18 protein-coding genes are annotated in these 23,475 nt (G+C 59.2%); 6 read left to right on the forward strand and 12 right to left on the reverse strand.

The annotated features are described in order from the left end of the window. The first annotated feature begins 95 nt into the window (after positions 1–95). Positions 96–1,325 (forward strand): acyltransferase family protein, encoded by a 1,230-nt coding sequence (locus JAO29_RS18450; protein ID WP_334269736.1) that lies wholly within the window; start codon positions 96–98, stop codon positions 1,323–1,325. Positions 1,326–1,340: 15 nt separating this feature from the next. After that, positions 1,341–3,278 carry a phospholipid carrier-dependent glycosyltransferase gene (locus JAO29_RS18455; protein WP_334269737.1) on the forward strand — a complete coding sequence of 646 codons (1,938 nt, stop codon included), beginning with the start codon at positions 1,341–1,343 and terminating at the stop codon, positions 3,276–3,278. A gap of 69 nt (positions 3,279–3,347) precedes the next feature. Here the strand turns inward: JAO29_RS18455 and JAO29_RS18460 are convergent, their stop codons facing one another. The 12 genes from JAO29_RS18460 to JAO29_RS18515 all read right to left on the reverse strand — a co-directional run bounded on the left by JAO29_RS18460 (position 3,348) and on the right by JAO29_RS18515 (position 17,137). After that, positions 3,348–3,686, reverse strand: a complete 339-nt coding sequence (locus JAO29_RS18460; protein ID WP_334269738.1) for a cytochrome C oxidase subunit IV family protein — start codon at positions 3,684–3,686, stop codon at positions 3,348–3,350. 21 nt (positions 3,687–3,707) lie between these two features. Beyond that, entirely contained in the window at positions 3,708–4,469 is a 762-nt protein-coding gene (locus tag JAO29_RS18465) for a cytochrome c oxidase subunit 3 family protein (RefSeq protein ID WP_334269739.1), read from the reverse strand. Next, complete coding sequence (locus tag JAO29_RS18470) at positions 4,462–6,135, reverse strand: cytochrome c oxidase subunit I (protein WP_334269740.1); 1,674 nt, start codon at positions 6,133–6,135, stop codon at positions 4,462–4,464. The genes JAO29_RS18465 and JAO29_RS18470 overlap by 8 nt, the downstream gene beginning before the upstream one ends. Then, on the reverse strand, positions 6,132–7,175 hold the full coding sequence (gene coxB / locus JAO29_RS18475) for a cytochrome c oxidase subunit II (RefSeq protein ID WP_334269741.1): 1,044 nt from the start codon (positions 7,173–7,175) through the stop codon (positions 6,132–6,134). Before coxB ends, JAO29_RS18470 begins: the two co-directional genes overlap by 4 nt. 9 nt (positions 7,176–7,184) lie before the next feature. Then, complete coding sequence (locus tag JAO29_RS18480) at positions 7,185–8,093, reverse strand: SCO family protein (protein WP_334269742.1); 909 nt, start codon at positions 8,091–8,093, stop codon at positions 7,185–7,187. An 85-nt stretch (positions 8,094–8,178) separates the two neighbouring features. Then, positions 8,179–8,880, reverse strand: coding sequence for a hypothetical protein (locus JAO29_RS18485; RefSeq protein ID WP_334269743.1), 702 nt, complete (start codon positions 8,878–8,880; stop codon positions 8,179–8,181). Continuing rightward, the gene (locus tag JAO29_RS18490; protein WP_334269744.1) at positions 8,870–10,204 is read right to left on the reverse strand and encodes a hypothetical protein; all 1,335 of its coding nucleotides are present in this window, start codon (positions 10,202–10,204) and stop codon (positions 8,870–8,872) included. Before JAO29_RS18490 ends, JAO29_RS18485 begins: the two co-directional genes overlap by 11 nt. Before the next feature lie 34 nt (positions 10,205–10,238). Continuing rightward, positions 10,239–10,931 carry a c-type cytochrome gene (locus JAO29_RS18495; RefSeq protein ID WP_334269745.1) on the reverse strand — a complete coding sequence of 231 codons (693 nt, stop codon included), beginning with the start codon at positions 10,929–10,931 and terminating at the stop codon, positions 10,239–10,241. A gap of 82 nt (positions 10,932–11,013) precedes the next feature. Next, positions 11,014–11,556, reverse strand: a complete 543-nt coding sequence (locus JAO29_RS18500) for a DUF3341 domain-containing protein (protein WP_334269746.1) — start codon at positions 11,554–11,556, stop codon at positions 11,014–11,016. Continuing rightward, positions 11,556–12,986: an NrfD/PsrC family molybdoenzyme membrane anchor subunit gene (gene nrfD, locus JAO29_RS18505; protein WP_334269747.1), complete on the reverse strand. Its 1,431-nt coding sequence runs from the start codon at positions 12,984–12,986 to the stop codon at positions 11,556–11,558. The genes JAO29_RS18500 and nrfD overlap by 1 nt, the downstream gene beginning before the upstream one ends. After that, positions 12,987–16,214 carry a TAT-variant-translocated molybdopterin oxidoreductase gene (locus JAO29_RS18510; RefSeq protein WP_334269748.1) on the reverse strand — a complete coding sequence of 1,076 codons (3,228 nt, stop codon included), beginning with the start codon at positions 16,212–16,214 and terminating at the stop codon, positions 12,987–12,989. After that, a complete protein-coding gene (locus JAO29_RS18515) occupies positions 16,211–17,137 on the reverse strand; it encodes a cytochrome c3 family protein (protein ID WP_334269749.1) in 927 nt (308 codons plus the stop codon). The genes JAO29_RS18510 and JAO29_RS18515 overlap by 4 nt, the downstream gene beginning before the upstream one ends. Positions 17,138–17,589: 452 nt before the next feature. On the opposite strand from JAO29_RS18515, the gene JAO29_RS18520 reads away from it, so the two are divergent. The 4 genes from JAO29_RS18520 to glyA all read left to right on the forward strand — a co-directional run bounded on the left by JAO29_RS18520 (position 17,590) and on the right by glyA (position 23,459). Then, complete coding sequence (locus JAO29_RS18520; protein ID WP_334269750.1) at positions 17,590–18,315, forward strand: DNA-3-methyladenine glycosylase family protein; 726 nt, start codon at positions 17,590–17,592, stop codon at positions 18,313–18,315. Between the two features lie 145 nt (positions 18,316–18,460). Next, complete coding sequence (locus JAO29_RS18525) at positions 18,461–21,031, forward strand: DUF3536 domain-containing protein (protein WP_334269751.1); 2,571 nt, start codon at positions 18,461–18,463, stop codon at positions 21,029–21,031. Between the two features lie 23 nt (positions 21,032–21,054). Further along, positions 21,055–22,035, forward strand: coding sequence for an alpha/beta hydrolase (locus JAO29_RS18530; RefSeq protein ID WP_334269752.1), 981 nt, complete (start codon positions 21,055–21,057; stop codon positions 22,033–22,035). Positions 22,036–22,181: 146 nt separating this feature from the next. Continuing rightward, positions 22,182–23,459, forward strand: coding sequence for a serine hydroxymethyltransferase (gene glyA / locus JAO29_RS18535; protein ID WP_334269753.1), 1,278 nt, complete (start codon positions 22,182–22,184; stop codon positions 23,457–23,459). Positions 23,460–23,475 lie beyond the last annotated feature (16 nt).

The raw sequence follows: 23,475 nt of genomic DNA on the forward strand, positions 1-23,475 counted from the left end.
CATCGCCACCCCATCATAAAGTCTGGTGATGAGCATGGTGCCGGGATTGTTGAAATGGTTGACCCTCCTGAGGGCCTTCGATAGCCTGAAGCTATATGACAGAGGGAAACCCGGGCCACTCCACCTCAACTGTCGCACTTTTAGAGCCAGTTCCCTCCCACGAATCCTTTGAGCTCCCGCCGCCAGAGAACAGGCTTTACTTCCCTGCGATCGACGGCCTGCGCGCGGTCGCAGCCTTTCTGGTCTTCCTTGAGCACTATTACCTGTATCGGCGCTCGGCGTATCTGCACTGGGGCTGGGTTGGAGTGGATATCTTCTTCGTCCTCTCCGGATTTCTCATCACGGGCATTCTTTACGACACCCGCGATGCCCGTCACCGCGTCCGCAACTTTTACGTGCGCCGTATGCTGCGCATCTTTCCTCTGTACTACGGCGTCTTTCTGGTTGTTCTGCTGCTGACACCATTCTTCCACTGGTCCTGGAGCAGCTATTGGCTGTTATGGCCCGTGTACCTGGGCAACTTCGGCCATCTGCTTTCACCCGCGACCCGGCTATCTTCTGTTGGGGATCTCGAGCACCTCTACTCCCGGTTTCCCAACATCTTCCTCAGTTTTGGACACTTCTGGTCACTCTGTGTCGAAGAGCAGTTCTACCTGATATGGCCTTTCGTCGTCTTCTGGGTTCGCGATCGCAAACGGCTCTTGTATCTGTGTGGCGCAGTCTTTGCTGCAATGCCCTTCATACGATTGGCTGCGAGCTTCCTGCTGCCCCAACGCTGGATTGCAGTCGATGCCCTGTACTTTGGAACCCAGTTCAGAATCGATGCTCTTCTTCTGGGAGGGATGCTGGCGCTGATTCTCCGTGGACCGGCCGCGCAGGCAATGCTCGGCAGGGCACGGCAACTCCTGGTTCTGTCACTGCTGCTTCTGGCTGGTGCATGGGTCACAGCCGCTGTCTTTCTGCATCAGGGCTTCGGTGCCGGACCTGAGACTCCCTGGATCAGGACCTTTGGGTTTAGCCTGATCGATCTAATCGCAGCAGGAATTCTCCTTTTAACGCTGCAACCCGGAAATCTTCTCTACCGCCTCTTTTCGCAGAAGCCTCTGCGCAAGATGGGAAGAATAAGTTACGGGTTCTATATCTTCCACGATCTTCCGCACGCTCTCTATGCACGAATGGCCGCAGCGCTGGTGGGCAGCCACGCCGTCTATATTCCGGCGGTCACGCCCGTGCTTGCGTTCTTCTGTACTCTGGTTGTGGCGGGGGGAAGTTTTCGCTACTTCGAGAGTTTGTTCCTGAATCTCAAAGACCGCTTCACCCTTTAGCGGCCGATCAGTCCTATGCAGGACGTCTCTACTGAACCCGGACCTCGTCAGACTCGGCTCATTCTCGGGCTGCTCTGGTTTGTCTTTTATGCAAGCTTTACCCTGCTTGCGCCTCCCTTGCTCGACGATGCGGACTCCGTTCACTCCGAGGTCGCGAGAGAGATGCTCCTGCGGCACGACTGGGTCACACTCTATGCAAATGGCATTCGCTATCTGGAGAAGGCGCCCCTGCTTTACTGGTCGATTGCGACCAGCTTCAAAACATTCGGAGTAAGTACAGCCGCGGCACGACTGCCGCTCGCTCTGACGGTGCTCGCCTTGGCGTTTGCGCTGGAGGTATTTGCCCGGAGAGCGTTTGGCTCACGGAATTCCTCCACAGGTACTTCAACAGCAGACAGGCTGGGGACGCGAGCCGGACTCTATTGCGGTCTGATCCTGCTCTCGAGCTTCGGAATATTCATCTTCACGCGGATCATCATCCCAGACGTGATGGTGTGTCTCTGGCTCACCCTTGCGATACTCTGCTACTGGCTAAGCGAAGCACAGCTGATCCCGAACGAGTTGCTGTGTTACGGCTTCGCTGCCTGCTGCGCTTTGAACGTGCTGACCAAGGGACTTATTGGAATCGTCTTCCCGGTGGGGATTGTTCTTGTACATCTCGTCACGACACGCGGGTGGCGAGGAGCTTTCGCAAGGGTCGGTCGGCTTCACCCGCTGGGCAGCTCGCTTATCTTTTTACTCATCGCGGTACCCTGGCATGTCCTCGCGGGCCTTGCGAACCCGACGCAGGGAAATCCCGGCAAGATCAGCTTCAGCGGCGGGCACTGGATCGTTCCTCAGCCTACGGACGGGAACGTCCACGGCTGGACGTGGTTCTACTTCATCAACGAGCATCTGCTGCGTTATCTCAACCTGCGAGTGCCCCGAGACTACGATACAGTTCCGTTGCTTCTCTTCTGGGGACTGGTGCTGGTGTGGCTGATGCCCTGGAGTGCCTTTCTCTTCAAGGCTCTCGCGACTGTTCCCTGGCGCCGAGGCTTCAGTCGTGCCTCGCTCGATTCGCACCAGTCCACCCTGGTCCTACTTGGAATATGGGCGGCGTTCCCCATACTCTTCTTCTCGTTCTCGACGAGGCAGGAGTACTACGTTCTGCCTGCGCTTCCCGCAATGATGCTGCTGGTCGCTGGCTGGCTGAGCAGCGAAGCCGATGAGGCAGAGAGCTTTCGGGTTCCCAATCCTCTCGTCACGGCGGGGCAGCAAATCTCATGGGTACTGCTCATCTCCGGCATGGTGGCGACGGTAGCGGCCCTGTTTTTTATCGCGCATAGTGAGGCGACGAGCCCTAACCTCGATCTGGCAAATCTTCTGCAGAAAAATCCCGGAGACTACGCTCTCTCCTTCGGGCACTTTCTTGACCTCAACGCGAAAGCGATGGGAGCCTTCCGGCGCCCTCTGGGCATGACCGCATTTTTTCTTTTTATCGGAACGGTCGCGTCCTTTCTGTTACGCCGGGGCTACCGGCCGCACGCTGCAAATCTATGGCTGGCATTTGGCACCTTCGGGTTCCTTCTTGCAGCTCACCTCGGGCTGCAGATCTTCTCTCCGGTCCTGACCTCGAAACAACTTGCCGATGCGATCGCACCCGTTCTAAAACCTCAGGACATCGTGGTCATCCATGGCGAGTATGAGTCCGGAAGCACGCTCGGCTTCTACCTGGAACGAGATGACATCCACATCCTGGAAGGACGCAGTTCAAACCTCTGGTACGGGAGCTTCTTCCCGGATGCGCCCCACATCTTTGAGACGGAGGCTTCGCTGAATGAGGAATGGAAGGGACCGCATCGCGTCTTCCTGTGGCAGGACACCAGCCAAGCTTTGCCCACACTCTCTGGGAAGAGCTACCTGCTGATTCAGAGCGGCGGCAAGGAGATCCTCAGCAATCATCCCAACTGAGGGAAACGGCAGCGGGAGCAGAAAAAACGCGGCCCGCTGGGCCGCGCTATCGTTTGAAACATTTGACAGCTACCAGAGACCCCATGCGCGGCTCACGTAGTCGCTCAGCGTCATACCGATCAGGATCAGGAAGGTGAAGAATCCTGCAGCGACTGTCATCTTGATCAGCTTGGACTGAAAGATCACGTGCATGAAGAAGAGGATCACGATGGTTCCCTTGATGCAGGCGATGCCAACCGCAAGGATCGGGTTCAGGATGTGCAGGTCGACAAAAGCGGCAGCCACGGTCAGACCCGTGAGGACCAGCAGGGACACATACACCGCAATGTACGTCCCGGGCTGAACGATGCGATGCTCAGCGTGCTCCGGGTTCGTTACATTGGACGGGTCATGGTGTTCAGACGACATGATCTTCTCCTTGCGGTGCGGCTACGTGCCGGGATGTCGGTTGATGAGATAGAGCAACGGGAACAGGAAGATCCACACGATATCGACGAAATGCCAGTACAAGGCAAAGTTCTCGATAGGAGCGACGTATCCTGCCGTAAAGTCTCCTCGATTGGCCCTCGCGGTAAGCCAGAACAGCAGCGCGATCCCGATGATCATATGCAGGGCATGCATTCCCGTCATTGCGAAATAGAGAACGAAGAAGATCTGGGTTTTCCGCGCCATGTCCGGAGACAGAGGCTCTTCGATCGGCTTGCCGGTCTTCGGGTTCACAGGAGGATTAACGAACTCCGAGATGTCGAAGCTTGCCCCAGGGATATGGTGCTTCTCCCACTTTTCCTTGTACTCCACGTACTTGACGCCAAGGAAGACGCAGCCTGAGACAATCGTCAGGATGAGGAATAGAACCAGGAGCCCCTTCTTACGAACCTCGGCAGCCCAGACACCCAGAGCCATAACGAATCCGGACGTGATGAGGACGGCCGTATTCACCGTTCCGAGGGGGATGCTGAGTTGGTTTGAGGCCGCCACGAAGGCAGGGTTATACCAATTGCGATACAGCAGATACGCGAAGAACAGGCCACCGAAGAACATGATTTCGGTGAGCAGGAAGAGCCACATGCCGAACGTGCCGGCCTCCCGTTGCTGCTGCTCCGTCTCGAAGTGATGACGATGCTGAGGCAGCGAGACGTGGTGGTGCTCCTCCGCGTGAATGTCGTGTGTTGCTACGATCGTGTTATCCAACGGTCGTCACCTCTTGTTCCGTCTTTTGAGCGAGCCACTCGTAGTCGTAGGCCTCGTAATCCACGATCGGTGTCTCGATGAAGTTCTCTGTCAGCGGAGGCGACTGGATCTGCCACTCAAGACCAGTTGCCTGCCATGGATTGTTGCCGGCGATCGCGCCGTACTTCAGTGACCAGCCCAGATAGATCAGCGGCATGAGGAAGCCGATACCAAGAACTGTAGCGCCTGCCGTCGACAGCACATTGAGGACCTGATACTCCGCCGGATACGCGTGGTAGCGACGAGGCATTCCGAGGTAGCCGAGGATGAACTGCGGCAGGAAGGTCAGATTGAAGCCGATGAAGCTGGTCACCGCGGAGAGCTTCGAGATCGACTCCGGATACATGCGGCCCGTCATCTTCGGCCACCAGAAGTGGATTCCGCCCAGGAAGGCCATCAACATGCCACCCACCATGACGTAGTGGAAGTGAGCGACGATGAAGTAGGTTTCCGTGAGATGAATGTCCATGCCCAGCGAACCGAGGAACACACCCGTCAATCCGCCGATCGTGAACAGACCGATGAAGGCGAAGGCGTAGAGCATCGGGGTCTCGAAGGTGATCGATCCCTTCTGCAGCGTAAAGGCCCAGTTGAAGACCTTGATCGCCGAGGGAACAGCCACCAGCATGGTCAGCAGCGAGAAGACGAGTGCGGAGTAGTTGGAGACACCCATGATGAACATGTGGTGCTCCCAGACGAAGAAGCCGAAGACGGCGATAGCTACGGAAGAGAACGCAACCGCTGTGTATCCGAAGACGCGCTTGCGGCTGAAGGTGGAGATGATCTCCGAGATCACGCCCATGCCCGGCAGAATCATGATGTACACAGCCGGATGTGAGTAGAACCAGAACAGATGCTGGAAGAGCAGCGGGTCGCCGCCCAGGCTCGGGTCGAAGACGCCGATGTGGATCGTGCGCTCGAGAACGACCAGGACCAGCGTGATCGCGAGAACTGGGGTTCCGAGAACCATCAGGATCGAAGCAGCATAGTTTGACCAGACGAACAACGGCATCCGGAACCAGGTCATGCCCGGTGCGCGCATCCGGTGAATGGTGACGATAAAGTTCAGTCCGGTGAAGATGGACGAGAACCCTGCGATGAAGATCGCCATTCCTGCCGTGACCACGTGGGTGTTCAGATAGTGGGTCGACAGCGGCGTGGTGAAGGTCCATCCCGTATCGACGCCACCCAGAACCAGAGCCGCCAGCGTGAGGGTTCCGCCAATCAGATACAGGTACCAACTGAGCAGATTGATCTTCGGGAAGGCCAGGTCCTTCGCACCGATCATGATCGGGATCACAAAGTTCCCTATGGTCGCCGGCACCGAGGGAACCAGGAACAGGAACACCATGATGATGCCGTGCATCGAGAAGAGCTTGTTGTACGTATCCGATGCGACCAGATCGGGCTGGGGCGTCAGCAGCTCCAGACGGATGAGGCCGGCAAAGGCTCCGCCGATAAAGAAGAAGAACGTGATCGAGATCAGGTACAGCATCGCGATCCGCTTGTGGTCGCCTGTAAGCAGCCAGCTGAGAAGACCATCTTCCGCGTTGAGGTAATTCCTCTTGGGAATGGTCGCCGTCCTCTGATCCGGAAGGTTGACGATGGTTGAACTGGTAGTACTCATGGCTTCACCACCCCTGGCGTCATGGGCGCCGCTTGGTTGGATTCTGACGTGGTCAGCGTCTGCTGAACACGGTAGTTGGTCTTGAGGGATTTCAGATATTCCACCAGATCGATCAGGCCCTCTTCACTGATCTGCCCCTGGTAGGTCGGCATGATGGGCGCATAGCCTGCGGTCACGTGCTGAGATGGGTTGAGGATTGCATCCCGAATGTAAGCGTCGTTGACAAGAACCTCAGATCCGCTTGCCAGCCGAAGCTTGGAACCGTAGACACCCGCCAGGTTGGGGCCGCGAGCCGCAGCATTGCCCGTATGGCAGGCATTGCAGCCCATGCTGGCGAACAGGCGCTCTCCATTTTGTGCGAGCGACATTCCGCTGGTCGAGCTTTCAGTCCACTTCTTGTATTCGTCCGGAGTAAGGACGGTAACCTCACCGATCATTCCCGAGTGTTTGGTTCCGCAGTACTGGGTGCAGAAGATGTGGTACGTTCCGGGCGTGGTCGCCTGGAACCAGACTGTCGAGTAGCGGCCAGGAATGACCTCGCGCTTCACGCGGAAATCAGGAATCGAAAAGCTGTGAAAGACGTCCTGCGAGATCATCGTCAGCTGGATCGGAACACCCTCGGGGATGTGCAGATTGTTAATCTCATGCTGACCGCCCGGATGTTCCGCCTTCCACATCCACTGCTTGCCCACAACATAGATATTCATCGCGTTGGTGGGTGGATTGTAGATACGGAAGTAGAGCAGGGCTCCCCATACAAAGCAGATGAGAAACAGCGCCAGGGGAATGATGGTCCAGGTTGCTTCAAGAAGCGTGGAGCCTTCCACCTGTGTGGCGACGGGACTGCGATCCTTGCGGTAGCGGATGGAGAAGCCGAATACCAGAGCACCCACCAGGGTGAGGCCGACAATCGTAATCAGTAGAAGAAAGAAGTAAAGCGCGTCTGCATAAGGCGCAATCGTCGACGCCTCGCGCGGAAAGAGCGCCGAGTTCGTGAGCCACTTCACCAGAAACTGCCAGAGTACGGGACTGATATGCATCGTTACCCTTTATCCATTCTCTTTCTTCGTCAAATCGTGATCGCGTCCGATCTTCAGGTCCCTGCGGAACATGAGGAACATGAAGCCACCCAGGCCAGCCATCGTCACCACGCCTCCCAGCTGAACCACTCGCGCGACAATCAGCGAATGTTTATTCGTATGCGGATCGTAGTGATAGCAGTAGGTCAGAATGTTCGCGACCGGAGAGCCAATCTTGTTGCCGGAGGCCTCAACCAATCCCAGCAGGATGTCTTTCGGTGAGTACTCGACGCCGAGGTAGTACTGCGCAAGCTTGCCGTCCGTAGTCACCACTTCGATGGCGCTGGCATGCGCAAACTGCGTCAGCCTTCCATCCGGTCCGGGAACACGGACATAGCCGAAGCCAGTCGCGCCGGTGAGCTTGTCGATCGCAGGACGCTGTCCTGTCAAAAAGTGCCAGCCGTTCGCCGTCTCCGGCCTGCCGTACCGCTTGACGTAATACGCCTTCTTCTTCGCCGCAAGCTCCGGGGTCTCACTCGGATCGATGGAGACGACGATCACGTCGAAGTCCTTACCGGGCGTCAGCTTCACCATCTCGAGCGCACCCGCAAGGCCGTCGAGCTCCTCAGAGCACAGCATTGGGCAGTTGTAATAGACCAGGGTCAGGATGGCTGGACGCTTTCCGAAGTAGTCTCCCAGCCGTACGCTCTTACCTGTGTCATCGACAAACTGGGCATCGAGCGGAAGCTGCTGATCCAGCCGCTGTGTCACTCCAACCTTTTCCAACACCTGGGGCAGCTGGTCGCCTGCGTTCTCGCCCATCTGCTTATCGCCATAGCTGGAGACCTGGGCTGCCACCGGCGAGCACAGCAGGGCACATCCAAGCACGGCCATCGCCGCTGCTCGCCATCCGCCTCGTGTTGTGTTCTGCTTCGTCATCCCTGATTTCCTGATAGTGGCTGGGCTTTAGGGCCCTGGTTCTATTTTAGGCCGGTTTTCCCGGCCGATTCTGCGTCGTTTCCGATTACCGGACGGGTGTCAACTGTGCGTGCGCAGCCTCTTCCGCTTTGCCGAAGTCCATCTTCTGCTTCCGAGCTTCGATCTGGTCAAGCTCGTAGCCAGTGCGGGCGAAACCATCCGTCAGCGGCGCGTGAATCTCAGGGTCCGCATCGCCGACCATCTTCATCTCTGTTCCCGGCGGGTTTGCATGGACCGGCAGACCGCGTTGGGCGATCAACTGCATCGCTCGCTCAATCGGAATCCGGATCCCCGGCTGGCCGGGCGTGCTGCTGTAGTAGTCCAGAAGTAGATCTTCGCGCGCGTGCAGATCCGCCGTCGCCTGGTTCCCATCATCGGTATCAACGCGCGGCTCAGGAAAGGCGGAGGTTACAATCTGCAACTCTCGCTGCTCCATCTCGGGATTGCTGGCCAGGTTCTTATGCATGTCCTTTGGAGCCGACTGGCCGCCCGCCAACTGGCCGCCCCCGAGTTGTTGGCTATGCCATTTATCCGCCGGCCCATCTGACTTCTGCAGGGCGCTGTTGATGACCTTACCCATCAGGAAGCAAAAGATGAAGAAGACAAATACCGAGCCCGCGAGACCGGAGAGGAAGACTACGACGCCATTGACATTGACGTCCGTCGTCTCATACCCCGGTTCCTCCTGGGTATGGGGGTGAGGGTCGTGCGTGGCGGGTCTGTGCAGATCGTGATCGTTAGTGGGCATGTTCGGGCTCCAGCATCTCTTCGAGGTGCGGATCGTTGACATTCATCAGCGGCCGCTTCATTAGCTCGGTCAGGTAGTAGGCTCCCCAGATCGAAAGTACGGCGACCGGGACGGTAACGTAGGCTAGGATGCCGAGATTTCCCGAGAGATGGAGGTTGCCGGCAGCATCCGGGAAGTTGGGCTCGATCAGCCAGAACATATCGACACAGCGGGCAAAGATCATCCAGGATGCCAGCCAGATCATCTTCTGCTTGTTGCGCTTCAAATCGCGAGACAGCAACAGCGTGAAGGGAATCAGCCAATGGAAGATGAAGTCGAGCGAACAGATCACCCACCACCCGCCATGGATGCGCGCCAAGTACCACGGGATCTCGTCCGGAACGTTGCCCGACCAGATGATTAGGAACTCTGCAAAGCAGAGGTAGATGTTCAACATCGTAAACGCGAAGGCGAACTTGCCAAGGTCGTGCTGCTCGGTCACTCGCAGCAACGTCTTCATCGGCTGGAAGCGCGAGAGCAGAATAACGATCAGGATGCCGAGGGCAAGAACTTGATAACCCTGACCCACGAGAAACTGTAGACCGTAGATTGACGAGTACCAGGTGACATCGAGCGACTTGATGAGGAGAATCGCAAGATCCGTGAGCAGAATGACGTAGATCAGGATGCTGATACCGGAGAGGTTTTCGAACTTGATGCGCCAGTAGTCGAAGCTGGACTGCGTTCCCGCATGAGGGTCCGCGTCGCGCTGGAGCGACCAGCGGTTCAGCAGGGTCATGATCGTCAGCAGAATGCCGAAGACGATAACCGTCTGGACGATGGCGGATACCGGACTCAGCATCGCGTGCTTGGCGTTAGCCGTCAGCATCTGCTCCTGCGTCATCAGGCCATGCCTGTAAGCCTGAAGCGTAGCCTGTGCATTCGGATAAGCCGCCCACTGGTACAGATGCTTCATAAAGACCAGGACGGGGATCACCATCAAGGCCACCAGCCACAGCGTGCGCGACATGGCTTCGAGGGGGCGACGAAGCACCAGGCCCCACTTACCACCAGAGACGTACTGCAGCATCAGCATCGCCAACCCACCGCCGGCAAAGCCAAACGAGACCATAAAACCCATCAGGTATGCCCGAAGGATATGGCCCGGGCCTCCCTTCACGAGGAGGAAGGCGAGCGAGATCAGCGTTGCGGCGGCGCCGACGATCAGCAGACGGGTCCGCCAGGCCTTGATGGCCTCCTCAGGCGCGGCGAGCGAGGAAGGAAGCACGCGCGGCCCGTGGTCGTGGTGTCCTGCGTCTCCGTGATGTTCGTGTCCAAGTGACATGCGTTTTCAGGCCTTCATTCGGAAGCTTCCGAGGTTATTGCTTGGGTGCTGCTCCAGAGTTTGCCGCGGGCTGTTTCGCTGCGGGCTGATTGGCGGCCGGTTTCCCAGAATCTGCGGCGGGCGCGGGAAGCACCAGGGGTTCGCCGTTCGGCGTTCCCGTAACTGCCGTCTCTGGAACACTCCACTCCTTGAGGAAGCCGGCCGGCAGACCCTCGCGTTCGGCGACCTGCGACAGCGGCTCCACATGAGCACCGGAGGCGACATCCGCCTGTGTCGCATTCTGGCTCAGCTGCAGTGCCCGAATGTAAGCCGCGATCGCCCAGCGGTCGACCGGGGCTACCTGCGCGGCATACTCCGGCATCGCTCCGTAGCCATTCGTAATTACGTGGAAGAAGTGACCAAGAGGTGCAGCTTCCAGGCGGGCGGTATGGAAGTTGCCAGCCTTGGCGTATCCACGCTGCACAATCATCCCTTCGCCGTTTCCGACGCGAGAGTGGCAGGGAGTGCAATAGATGTTGTAGCGCTCCTGTCCGCGCTCAAGGACCTCGCGGGTCACCGGGAAGGGAAGTCCATCACCTTCCTTGCCATCCGCCATTCCCGTGTAAAAGTATGAGTCCTGGTGCAGCTGCTCACGAGCCACCGTGTTGTCCACCTGCGGACGCACGGAGCGTCCGTCAGCATAGAGCGTCGTGCCGCGTTGCGGGAAGAACTTTGGCTGGTCATGCATGTCCTGGCGGCAGCCGATCGTCGCCAGCAGCGCGATCGTTGCAGCAAGGGACAGCTTCAGCCTTCCGTGCGTGCTCTGGGTATTAATGATCCACCTCCACCACGGAGACCGCGTGAAACTGCTCGAGAAAGGCCCGGGTCTCGCCCGGCGAAAACTTCGGATCGTTCGCTTCCAGGCACAGGAAAAACTTGTCGGTCGTCGCGCCGTTGCGGAAGTTCGGCGCATTGAACAAGGGATGATAGAGCTGTGGTAGGCCGTTCAGGGCGATCATGCCAAACCCGGCGGATAGACCGGAGAACAGGATGGTCCACTCGTAGGCCGGGATGATGAACGCCGGCCAGGAGAACAGGGGACGCCCTGCAATATTCAGCGGGTACGCCCAAACGGAGATCCAGGTCTCCATCAGGAAAGCTGTCGTGACTCCGAGCAGACCGCCCAGAAGGCAGACCAGAGGCACACGATTCTTGTGGAAATGCAGGGCCTCGGCAGCTTCTTCCACCGGATAAGGCGTATAGCATTCCATGCGGCGATAGCCGGCGTGGCGCGCCGCTTCGGTCGCAGCCACCAGTTCCCCGGGAGTATTGAACTCCGCGAGCAGGCCGTAGATTCCTTCTCTGCGCGGCATTACGTCGTCTCCTCAATGACCGTCTCGGCGTCGGGTCCGCGGCGGGTAATCTTCGTCTGCGGCAGCATCATCCGGATCTCAGACATCGGAATCATCGGAAGGAAGCGCACGAACAGCAGGAAGAGGCAGGTAAACAGGCCCCAGGTCCCAATGAAGAGCATGTAGTCCCACTTGGTCGCGACATAGGTTCCCCAGCTGGAGGGAAGGTAATCGCGGTAGAGCGAAGTCACAACGATGACAAAGCGCTCGAACCACATACCAATGTTCACGATGAACGAAAGGACAAAGAGGTAACCGACATTGACCCGGAGCTTACGCGACCAGAGCGTGGTCAGCGGGATCGCAATGTTGGTCAGAATCAGTACCCAGTATCCCCACCACATCGGCCCGAACATGCGGTTCCACATCATGAAGAACTCCCAGTGGCTGGCCGAGTACCAGCTCATGAAGACCTCCATGCCGTAGCCGTAGGCGACGATCGATCCGGTCGCCAGCATGACCTTTGCCATGTTGTCCAGGTGGCGGAGAGTAACCAGGTCCTCCATGTGGTAGAACTTGCGGATCGGAATCGCCAGCGTCAGCACCATGGCGAAGCCGGAGTACACGGCGCCTGCAACGAAGTAGGGCGGAAAGATAGTCGTGTGCCATCCCGCCAGGGCCGCCACCGCGAAGTCGAAGCTGATGACTGTGTGCACCGAGAGCACGAGAGGCGTTGAGAGGCCGGCCAGAAGCAGCGAAGCCGTCTCGTAACGGATCCAGTGACGCGTCGAACCGCGCCAGCCGAGCGAGAGCATGCCGTAGAAGTAGCGAGCCAGTGGCAGCGTCGCGCGATCGCGCAGAGTGCCGAAGTCCGGGATCATTCCGATATACCAGAACACCACCGAGATCGTTGCGTAGGTCGAGACCGCGAAGACGTCCCAGGCCAGAGGCGAGCGGAACTGCGGCCAGACGTTCATCGTGTTGGGATACGGAAAGAGCCAGTAACCCAGCCACGGACGGCCGACGTGGAGTAGTGGGAACATACCGGCGCAGACAACGGCGAAGATCGTCATTGCCTCGGCGAACCGGTTGATCGAGTTTCGCCAGGTCTGCTTGAACAGCAGCAGAATGGCCGAGATCAGGGTCCCGGCGTGCCCGATACCGATCCACCAGACGAAGTTGATGATCGCGAATCCCCAGGCTCCGGGCATCGTGATACCCCAGATGCCGACACCCTTGAGGAACAGCCAGGTCACCGCAATGGCCACCAGGGTCGCGACGCCGCCGGCCACCATCAGGCCGAAGAACCAGCCCAGGGGCGTGTTCCCGGTCAGAACCAGACCGGCGATCTTCTGCGTCACCGATTTGAAGTTGTGCCCCGGAGCGATAACCGCATACTCGCCGGTCCGCGGATCAATCATCGGGTCATTGATGGGTTGTTTGGTCGCCATTTATGCCAGCTCCGGGTTCGGGTTGATGACGCCAGCCGTATAGGTTGTGCGTGGACGGTAGTTCAGGTCGCCCAGAACAGCGTAGTCGCGCTCGGCGGCCTTGCGTTTGGAGACCTTGCTCGCCTTATCGTTGATGTTGCCGAAGACGATGGCGTCGGTCGGGCAGGCCTGCTGGCAGGCCGTAACGATCTCGCCGTCGCGAATCTCGCGATTTTCCTTGTCGGCCGTGATCTTGGCCGCCATGATGCGCTGCACGCAGTAGCTGCACTTCTCCATCACGCCACGCGAACGGACCGTCACATCCGGATTGCGCATAAACTTGAGGCTCTCAGTCTCATAGTCCGAGTACAGCAGGAAGTTGAAGCGGCGCACCTTGTACGGGCAGTTGTTCGAGCAGTACCGGGTACCCACGCAGCGGTTGTAGACCATCATATTGAGGCCTTCCGGAGTGTGGACGGTGGCTCCTACCGGGCAGACCTGCTCGCAACCGGCGTTCTCGCAGTGCTGGCAGGCCATCGGCTGGAAGTGCGCCTTGGGGGCATGCAGGTCGCCTTCGAAGTACGTGTCGATGCGCAGCCACTGCATGTTGCGCCCGATCTTTACCTGCTCGCGACCGACTACGGGGATATTGTTCTCCGCGTAGCAGCTGACGATGCATGCATTGCAGCCAACGCAGCTGTTCAGGTCGATCGCCATGCCCCAGGCGTTCTGTATCTTCTGTGACGAGCGATCGATGTGATCGTAGTGCCAGGCATCGGGGAACATGCTCAGGTTGACTTCTTTTTGCGACTTCCAGCCGGGATCGCCGTGCGCCGGGTTCTCGCCTTGCGGACCGTACCCAACTTTATTAACTAGCGTACCGCTGGCGCCTTCTTCGGCGAACTTCGGATTCTTCTCCGCTTCCTCCACCGTGGCGTAGCGGATGATCGATCGCTCCATCGCTTCGTGTCCAGCCAGCGAGAAGGTGCCCTGCGTGTCATACTCAGGCCGCTCAAGGTCGTGCTGAGCAAACGAGCCGCGGTGCTCAGTATTGTGAACCTTGGTGACGCAGAGGTCATAGAAGCTTCCGGCGACCTTCTTGCCTGTGCCTCCGAAGCCGGTAAGCACAGCCGTCGTCGAACGAAGCTTGTAGGCGTTGAACCCGACTCCCGAGCCCACACGACCCGCCTCGACGCCGCGGCCAAAGCCCAGATGAACCGTAATCGTGTCGTCGGGATGGCCCGGAACCATCAGGATAGGCGCCGTCACCTTGCGGCCTGCAAGCTCGAGCTCGATCAGGTCCGTCTCTTCCGCCTTCAGGTCCGCCATGGTCTTCATGCTGACCAGAGCGGCGTTATCCCAGCTCAGGTTCGTTACCTGCTTGGGCAGCTCCTGCAGCCAGCCGACGTTGCCGTAGCGACCGTCATAGAGCGAGCTGTCGGGCCGGAACGAGATCTCATAGCCCGATGTGGAAGTTGTCGGTGCCGGGAACGCCGTCACGCGAGCCGGAACGCCGGCCTTCGGCGTGAAAGCCGTATCTGCAACCCAGCCATCGTGGAGCGCCTTGCGCCAGCCTGCCGCAAAGTCACCCTTGATGTAAGTCTTCGCATTCGCAACCACGGCATCGTAGGCCGAGGCCTGCGGATCTGCCAGCAGCGCCTGCAGGATGTCGTGCGAGCTCTTGCCGCCGTACATCGGATCAATCATCGGCTGAATGATCGTGATCGTTCCGTCATACGCGCGAGCGTCCGACCAGCTCTCAAGATAGTGAGCCTTGTTGACGTGCCAGGTAGAGATCGAACCGGTCTCATCGAGATGAGTTCCAAGATGAACGGTCGTCGGAACCTTGGCCAGTGCGTCCGGGAAGTTGAGGTCTGCGGGAGCCGTATAGACCGGGTTGACACCCAGCATGACCAGCCACTGGACCTTCCCGGAGTTCATGTCGGCCACCAGCGACTTCAACTCAGGCAACTGCTCGGTCGGCATCGGATTGACGGTCTCGGTATAAACGACCGTCTTACCGACGGCGCCGATCAGCGTATTCAGAGCATAGGCCGCGGCGTGTACGGAGGCAGGAGCCTGCTCGCCGGGAACGACGACCGCTTTGCCATTGGACTTCTTAAGATCGCCAAGCAGGGCGGTGAAGAACTTCTGCTGGTCTGGGTTGAAACCCTGGGGGGCCGAACCGAAGACCAGAGCATCTGCGAACTGTGCAATCTGGCTCGGCTTCAGGCCAAGCCTGTGCTCTGCCTTGAAGCCGGTCACCGTCGGCATCGACTCCACTACATAGAGCCGGTTCAGCGTCTTGCCTTCTTCGTAGCGGTGCCGTTCCGCATATGCGGCCGCCATGGGAAGGAAGCCGGGATGTGCGATTCCACCGAGGAAGTCGGCATCCAGCGACAGGATTACATCAGCGTTTTCGAGCTTGTACTGGGCATCGGCATAGCTTCCGAAGGCCGCCTTCGAGGCCGCCCGCGAGGAATCCTGATTGACCGGCTCCCACTGCACCAGCTTCGCTTGAGGGTACTTCGTCTGCAGCTGCTTCCACTGTGCTGCCAGCGTGGGCGAGGTGATCGTCTCGCTCAGGAAGTACAAGCCCTGACCGCCGGAGGTCTTATTCGCTGCCTGCTGGAAGGCAGTCTGAAACTCGCCGAAACTCGAGGTCTGTCCACGCAGACGAACGTGCTGCGAGCGGTCCGGATCATAGAGATCCAGAAGGGTCGCCTGCGTGAGAGCATCAGACCTTCCCTTCGACATCGGGTGCTCCGGATTGCCATCGACCTTGATCGGGCGGAAGGAGTCCGACTTGATCAGGACAGGAATGGCACCGGTCGGGAAGGGGTGAGCCGTAGCGAAGAACATCGGCTTGCCCAGAACCAGGTCTTCCGGCTGCTTGACATAGGGATAGATGGGCTCGTCGGGCTGCTTGGTGCATCCAGCCAGTCCGGCGAGAGCAAACGAAGCGCCCATCACCTTCAGGAAGCCGCGACGGGAGACGGGATCGACCCACTCGCCCGCACCAGCCTGCCGGGGGAACTCCTCGCGCATCAGCTCTTGAAAAGCGGGGGTCTCTGCCAGCTCATCCAGATTCTTCCAGAAGCGCCGTCCCGTCTTGCCGTCAAGCTTCGCCCGAACCTGCTCAATCGTCATCTTTGCCGGAGCGATCTGTGTCACCACCTGCGCTTCGGTCTGCATCGTTGACTTGGTATCAGCCATTGTCTGTTGTGTCCCAATCTCTGTCGTCTTCATCGGTGGCACGTCTCGCAGCTGGAAAGCTCATTCGGCGTGCGAATGTGATACTGCGCCGTCAGATATCTGCCCAGCTCTATCTGGCTGGTGAACTTCTCATAGCTTGCCGGCATTACGATCCCTGGAGGAACATCGCTTACCGTCTGGCCCTCACCCGTGTTTGCGTGGGGCTGCAGCTGGGTTCCGCTCTGCCCATAGCCCGCGGAGGAGTTCTTCTGCGATTGGACAGCGGCTGGATTCTGCATCATCGCCAGCTCCGGAGCAGCCTTGGTCGGATCATCCGTCGTGCAGGTTACAGAGCCTGCCGTTGGTCCGGCCTGACCTGTCGATGCGCACCATACCGGCTTCGTGGTCGAAGGTCCAGCCCACGCCATGTTGTAGATCTCCGAGGTCGGACGAAGGTTGACCGCGGGATTGCGATGGCAGTTGAGGCACCATTCCATCTGCAGCGTGTTCTGTTGATACATCAGCGGCATCTCGTCAACGCGGCCGTGACAGCTGGCGCAACCGATGCCCTTGTTCACGTGAATATCGTGATTGAAGTAAACGTAATCCGGAAGGTCGTGGACGCGGATCCACTGAATGGAAGCTCCGGTCGCCCAACTTTCGCGTACGGGCTCCAGGTAATCCGCATTAGTCCAGATCTGAGAGTGGCAGTTGATGCAGGTCTTCGTAGGAGGAATTCCCGCGTACGCAGCCTTTTCGACCTGGGTGTGGCAGTACTGGCACTGCAGCCCCAGCCCTTCGACGTGGTGCTTGTGGCTGAAGGGAATCGGCTGATCCGGCCGCTGCCCCTGCTTCGTGACCCACGGGGATCGTTGCAACTCGTTCAGGGCAACGCCGAGCGCGATGACGATCAGGCCCGTCAAAACCAGGCTCATGCGAGCCAGCGCGTTCGAACTGCGGTCAAAAACTTGCGCCATGAGTGCTTTCCTGCTTCCTCTCCACTTCGCCTGTCCTCAGGCCAAGAAGGGGTTCAAGGGTGTTGTGTATCTTGCTCACTGCACCGACCATCTCGTGCATCGGATCGTGCGGCATCCGCCTCTAGGGCCTCAGCCAGAAATTTTCTTCTCTCAGAAATTCTGAGTATAGCAGTGGAAAAAGCCGTTCCCAACCCCGATGGCCGATACTCGAAAGCGAAAATTCCGACAGCACTTCGATTATCGAAATCCACGAAACGGCAATCAATATAAAGCTGCACAACATCTCGTGCACTCACTTGCTGGGAGGGCTTTTGACCACAATATCTACCCTGCCCGAAAGGTATCGCCCTTGTAAATGCGTACCAATTCGGTCCTAATTGAAATTCTTTATCTCTTTTCCTTCCCGCCTCAACGCACATCCTCAGCGGCCCTCCTCTGTTACGGTCTTGCGCATGGCTCGAACGATCCACCGTCCCCGCAGACCTCCCTACGACCCCGATGTTGCCATCGCCCAGCTCTCGGCTGCCGATCCGAAGCTCGGCCGCCTCATCGAGCGCGCGGGACCTTTTACGCTTCGTCTGGCAAGCTCGCAATCCCCGTTTGATGCTCTCGTCAAATCGATCGTTTACCAACAGCTTCATGGCAGAGCTGCTGCCACCATTCACCAGCGTATGCTCGACAGCTTCCAACAGATCTGTGGCGTCGGGGTTCATCCTTCTGCACAGCATCTGCTGGACTGCCCAAACGAGCAGCTCCGCTCCGCCGGGCTCTCCAAGAACAAGATGCTCGCCCTGCGCGATCTCGCAGCAAAGACGCTGGATGGGACCGTCCCCACACTTGCGCGGATTCGTCGGATGAGCGACGAAGATGTCATCGAGCGCCTCACCCAGGTCCGCGGCATCGGACGATGGACCGTGGAGATGTTTCTCATGTTCCGGCTCGGCCGCCCAGACGTCCTGCCAGTCTCCGACTATGGCGTTCGCAAAGGATTTGCCCTCACCTTCCTCCGGCTCAAGCCCTCTGCGAAGGTCACCCCTGCCGATCTGCCGTCGCCTGAGGTCATGCGCCGTCGGGCCCGTCGCTGGGAGCCATGGCGATCCGTTGCAAGCTGGTACATGTGGCGGGCCTGCGATCTGGCGAATGGAACCGCTCTATCGCCAGGAGCAACCAACGAGTAACACGGTCGGCTCCGGATCGCGTCGATTCAGTGTCAAAACGATTTAAATCGTTACGTCATCCCTTTTGCTGGGGCGTAATGCCGCTTTCAGGGGAATCCTGGCGCCATACCAACCCGGCCATGCACAATCGTCTCTAAGGTGAAAGATGGCAACCTCCACACAATCTCCGAACGCGGGTGAGATCTCTGCTCCGCTTCAGCGCTATGTATGTATTCATGGCCACTTCTATCAACCGCCACGCGAGAACCCCTGGCTTGAGACGGTAGAGGTCCAGGACTCTGCTGCGCCCTACCACGACTGGAACGACCGCATTACGGCGGAGTGCTATGCGCCCAACGGTGCCTCCCGGATCACCGATGTTGAAAACAAGATCATCCGGATCATGAACAACTACACATGGATCAGCTTCAACTTCGGACCGACGTTGCTAAGCTGGCTCCACGACTTTGCCCCACGCACCTATCGCATGATTCTCGATGCGGACCACACCAGCGCTCAGCACAATGACGGGCATGGCTCGGCGATCGCACAGGTCTACAACCACATCATCATGCCGCTTGCCAACGAGGCGGATGCGCGCACCCAGATTCGCTGGGGAATCTATGACTTCGAGTTCCGTTTTGGACGCAAACCCGAAGGCATGTGGCTGGCTGAGACCGCTGCCAGCCGAGCCGTGCTCGATCTGATGGCGCAGGAAGGTATCCGCTTTACCATCCTCGCTCCGCACCAGTGCGCGCGCGTGCGCAGCCTCGAAGGCGCCCTTCCCACCGATCAGGCCGAGGCAGAAGAAGAGCGACCCTGGACCGAGACACCGAACTCCTCCGTCGATACGCGGCGTGCCTATCGAGTCAATCTGGATGCAGGCCGTTCCATCGACGTCTTCTTCTACAACGGCCCCAACTCACGCGCGATCGCGTTCGAAGGTCTTCTGAACAGCGGCGTGGACTTCGGTCGCAGGCTGCTGACGGGCTTTGGAGACGAATCCCTGGTCAGCGACAACGACTCCGCCCTGCTCTCTCATGTGGCGACCGATGGTGAAAGTTACGGCCACCATCACAAACATGGCGAGATGGCCCTCTCCTACGCGATCCACTGGCTTGAAGACGACCAGCACACCCCGATGATCAACTATGCCGCGTTCCTGGCAAGGCATCCTCCGACCTGGGAGGCCGAGATCTTCGACGACACCTCCTGGAGCTGTGCTCACGGCGTGGAACGCTGGCGCTCCGACTGCGGATGCAACAGCGGCGGACACCCCGGATGGAACCAGCAATGGCGCTCTCCGCTACGTCAGGCTCTCGACGAACTACGCGACGCTACCTGCCCGATGGCCGAGAAGCTCTCCGCGTCTCTCTTCACGGATTTATGGGAAGCTCGCAACGACTACATCCAGGTCATCCTGAATCGCTCCCGGTCTAACATTGACGCCTTCTTCGAACAGCACGCCACCCATCAGCTTACCCAGGCAGAACGCACGCTTGCGCTCGAGCTGATGGAGCTCCAGCGTCATGCCCAGCTTATGTACACGAGCTGCGGCTGGTTCTTCGATGAGGTCTCCGGCATCGAGACTGTCCAGGTGATCGCCTACGCCGCAAGGGTCCTGCAGCTGGCCGCGCAACTCTTCGGCAAAGAGGGTGAGGCCCTGGAGACGAAGTTCCTCGAGACCCTCGGCACCGCCAAAAGCAATCTTCCGGAGCTCGGCAATGGCGCCGAGGTCTACCGCCGTTATGTGACCGGGATGAAGATCGGCCTTGAAGAGGTGGGCGCCCACTACGCAATCAGCTCCATCTTTCGCTCCTATCCGGAGCAGGGAGAGATCTTTTGCTACAACGTCCGCCGCCAGAGCCATAAGGTCTTCAGCTCCGGACGCGGACGCGTCGCGCTGGGAGCGGCATGGGTCGATTCGCGTATCACCGAGGAGACCGAAGAGATCTGCTTTGCCGTGCTGCACCTTGGCGACCAGAATCTCTCCGCTGCGGTCAAACGCTACGACTCCTCCGACCCGCAACAGATCGCAGCCTTTGAAACTTTCTCTCATGAAGTAGCCGAGGCCATGAGGCGCGCCAATCTGCCGGAGGTCATTCGACTGATCGATCACCTCTTTGGCGGGATGGATTACTCACTGCTCTCGCTCTTCGCCGATGAGCAGCACCGGATCCTGCAGGCAATCCTTACGCAAACAGTAGCCGAGATGGAAAACTCGCTCAGCAAGATCTACCTGGACCACACCTCTCTGGTCGACTTCCTGAATGAGTGCGGAATGGCGCCCCCACCGGCACTGGAGGTCGTGGCCAACTACGCCATCGGCTCCATGCTGCGGCGGGCCATCGAGGCTGACAACTTCGAGGCTGACTCAGTACTCTCGCTTGGCCAGCGTGCCAAAGCGGAGCACATTACCCTCAACGCCACCGAGCTCGGGTACGCGGCCGGGCAGCGCATGAAGCGCGCGATGGTCCAGCTGGAAGCGGCCGCCGGGGCAGACAGCACCGTCATGAGCAAGGCGCTGTCCGACGCTCTGGTGATGGCCGAGACCTTCCGGCAGCTGCCCTTTGAGACCAACTTCTGGCAGGCGCAGAACATCTGGAACGACCTGCTGCGCCGCAGCGATCGAAGCTACTGGACGGAAGAGTGGCTCCAGGAGTTCCGCAAGCTGGGCGAAGCCATGAACATTGGCGTAGACCAGCTCGTTACCGAAGAAGGTGTCAGCGTCTTTTAGTCCGAAAGGTAATCTATTCATTCATGCCCACGGTTGATTTAGAGACTCAAGCCCCCCACCCGCAGGTCGCCGATCTGCTGGCCGGTATCCTTCGCCCTGATCCCACCGGTGGCGTTCCCACCGTCGACGGGGTCCGCTACACCACCCAGAGACTCAGCGAGATTCTGGTCGGTCCCGGTGAACCCGTCCTTCGCACCTGGGACAGCAACGCTCCGTCCCCGCACGGATCGGTCCCGCTTCGCTGGTACGAGTCGCCCGATGCCGCCCGGGACTCTCTCCTCGTTTACGTTCACGGCGGTGGCTGGGTCGCTGGAAATCGTGAGACGCATGACACTGCGAGCCGTGCGTTGGCACTGAGAACACGCTTCATCGTCGCGACCGTGGACTATACCCTGTCTCCCGAAGCCCCACACCCCCAGGCCATCCTTGAAGTCGCCGACGTGCTGCATCACGTTCGATCACTGGCCCGCGAGTTCGGCCTCGAGATTCGAAACCTTGCCGTCGCCGGAGACAGCGCCGGCGGTCATCTCCTCGGCGCAGCGCTGCACCACCTTGCTGCGTCCAAGTCATCCCTGCCGGATGCCGCGGTCTTCGTGTACCCGATCACCGACGTATCGCTCGACTATCCCAGCTATACCCGCTTTGGCGAAGGCTTCGCCCTGACCGGCGACCGCATGCGCTGGTACTGGGAGCAGTACCTCGGAGAGGATCTCGGCCAGCTGGGCGATCGCCGCCGCGATCCCTACATCTCGCCGCTGTACTCTCCGCATCTCGATCGCTTCCCGCCGTCGCTCATCATCACCGCGGGCCTCGATGTGCTCCACGATGAAGGCGAAGCCCTTGCCGAACGGCTCCGCCAAAACTCGGTCCCGGTCGAACATATCGACGTTCCAGGGCATATCCACGGCTTCCTTCGTTATCGCAAAGTCCTCACCGACCCCGTCGATGGCCCCGATGCCATCATGGTCCGGATCGGAGATTTTCTAGGAAAGCACAGTACTTAGCTGCAACAGGGTGGTACCGGGCAGGGCGCCCGATCTCTCCGGTACCACCGCCCAGCCCCTCGCCCACTCCCCACCCAGACGGGTAAACCCCGCTCTAGGTCCTATTCCCTAGCACAGCGCCCTGAGGCAGGACATAAAATATCCCTATGCCCATCGACCAGAACGCGCCGCTCGCCTTAGCCGATCCTGAGATCGCCACACAGATTGAGAACGAAGTCATCCGGCAGCACGAAGGTCTCGAGATGATCGCTTCGGAGAACTTCGTCAGCCGGGCTGTGCTCGAGGCGGCAGGAACCGTCTTCACCAATAAGTACGCCGAGGGCTATCCCGGCAAGCGCTACTACGGCGGCTGCGAGTTCGCCGATGTCGTCGAAAACATCGCTCGTGATCGCGCGAAACAGCTCTTCGGCGCAGAACACGCCAACGTGCAGCCGCACTCTGGCTCGCAGGCCAACGCCGCCGCCTACATGTCCATCATCTCGCCGGGCGACACCGTCCTTGGTCTCGACCTCGCCCACGGCGGTCACCTGACTCACGGTCACAAGCTCAACTTCTCCGGCAAGCTCTACCGCATCGTCGGCTACCAAGTCCGCAAGGATACCGAGACCATCGACTACGACGAGCTCGAAGCCCTGGCCCTGCGCGAGAAGCCCAAGGTCATCGTCGGCGGAGGCTCTGCCTACCCACGCATCTTCGACTTCCCGCGCATGCGCGCCATCGCCGACAAGGTCGGAGCCTACCTGATGGTCGACATGGCTCACTTCGCCGGTCTGGTCGCAGGCGGAGCCCATCCTTCGCCCGTCCCGCACGCACACGTCACCACCACCACCACTCACAAGACGCTTCGCGGCCCCCGCGCCGGACTCATCCTTTGCCAGCAGGACCTCGCCGCCAATGTCGACCGCTCCGTCTTCCCCGGCCAGCAGGGTGGACCTCTGGTGCACATCTTGGCCGCCAAGGCAGTCGCCTTCAAAGAGGCGCTTGACCCGGCCTTCTCCACCTACGCTCACCAGATCGTGGCGAATGCAAAGGTTCTGGCCGAGGCTCTCGCGGGTGAAGGCTTCCGTATCGTCTCGGGTGGCACGGACAATCACCTGATGCTTGTGGACGTCTTCCAGAAGGGCATGTTCGGCTCCGAGGCCGAGAATGCGCTGGGAGAGGCGGGTATAACGGTCAACAAGAACGCCATCCCATATGACTCGAATCCGCCCATGAAGCCTTCGGGAATCCGCATCGGAACGCCCGCCCTCACCACCCGCGGCATGAAAGAGGGCGAGATGCGGCAGATCGCTGCCTGGATCGCCCGCGCCCTCGATCAACGCAATGATCCGGCGGCCTTGAGAAAGATTCGCGGTGAGGTCACCGAGCTTGCAGAGCAGTTCCCGCTCTACGAGTTCCTCCGTCAGGCCCAGCCGGTCGCCTAGCGCGGTCTCTAGATCT

It is taken from the genome of Edaphobacter sp. HDX4, assembly GCF_036877565.1.
Classification (GTDB): Bacteria; Acidobacteriota; Terriglobia; order Terriglobales; family Acidobacteriaceae; genus Edaphobacter.

What these genes read in the sequence shown, in the direction of transcription:
- JAO29_RS18520 (WP_334269750.1), top strand. Translation starts at nt 17,590, where the DNA reads ATGGCTCGAACGATCCACCGTCCCCGCAGACCTCCCTACGACCCCGAT.
- glyA (WP_334269753.1), top strand. Translation starts at nt 22,182, where the DNA reads ATGCCCATCGACCAGAACGCGCCGCTCGCCTTAGCCGATCCTGAGATC.
- JAO29_RS18455 (WP_334269737.1), top strand. Translation starts at nt 1,341, where the DNA reads ATGCAGGACGTCTCTACTGAACCCGGACCTCGTCAGACTCGGCTCATT.
- JAO29_RS18480 (WP_334269742.1), bottom strand. Translation starts at nt 8,093, where the DNA reads ATGACGAAGCAGAACACAACACGAGGCGGATGGCGAGCAGCGGCGATG.
- JAO29_RS18510 (WP_334269748.1), bottom strand. Translation starts at nt 16,214, where the DNA reads ATGAAGACGACAGAGATTGGGACACAACAGACAATGGCTGATACCAAG.
- JAO29_RS18460 (WP_334269738.1), bottom strand. Translation starts at nt 3,686, where the DNA reads ATGTCGTCTGAACACCATGACCCGTCCAATGTAACGAACCCGGAGCAC.
- JAO29_RS18515 (WP_334269749.1), bottom strand. Translation starts at nt 17,137, where the DNA reads ATGGCGCAAGTTTTTGACCGCAGTTCGAACGCGCTGGCTCGCATGAGC.
- JAO29_RS18530 (WP_334269752.1), top strand. Translation starts at nt 21,055, where the DNA reads ATGCCCACGGTTGATTTAGAGACTCAAGCCCCCCACCCGCAGGTCGCC.
- JAO29_RS18500 (WP_334269746.1), bottom strand. Translation starts at nt 11,556, where the DNA reads ATGCCGCGCAGAGAAGGAATCTACGGCCTGCTCGCGGAGTTCAATACT.
- JAO29_RS18525 (WP_334269751.1), top strand. Translation starts at nt 18,461, where the DNA reads ATGGCAACCTCCACACAATCTCCGAACGCGGGTGAGATCTCTGCTCCG.
- JAO29_RS18450 (WP_334269736.1), top strand. Translation starts at nt 96, where the DNA reads ATGACAGAGGGAAACCCGGGCCACTCCACCTCAACTGTCGCACTTTTA.
- JAO29_RS18495 (WP_334269745.1), bottom strand. Translation starts at nt 10,931, where the DNA reads ATGCATGACCAGCCAAAGTTCTTCCCGCAACGCGGCACGACGCTCTAT.
- JAO29_RS18470 (WP_334269740.1), bottom strand. Translation starts at nt 6,135, where the DNA reads ATGAGTACTACCAGTTCAACCATCGTCAACCTTCCGGATCAGAGGACG.
- JAO29_RS18490 (WP_334269744.1), bottom strand. Translation starts at nt 10,204, where the DNA reads ATGTCACTTGGACACGAACATCACGGAGACGCAGGACACCACGACCAC.
- coxB (WP_334269741.1), bottom strand. Translation starts at nt 7,175, where the DNA reads ATGCATATCAGTCCCGTACTCTGGCAGTTTCTGGTGAAGTGGCTCACG.
- JAO29_RS18485 (WP_334269743.1), bottom strand. Translation starts at nt 8,880, where the DNA reads ATGCCCACTAACGATCACGATCTGCACAGACCCGCCACGCACGACCCT.
- nrfD (WP_334269747.1), bottom strand. Translation starts at nt 12,986, where the DNA reads ATGGCGACCAAACAACCCATCAATGACCCGATGATTGATCCGCGGACC.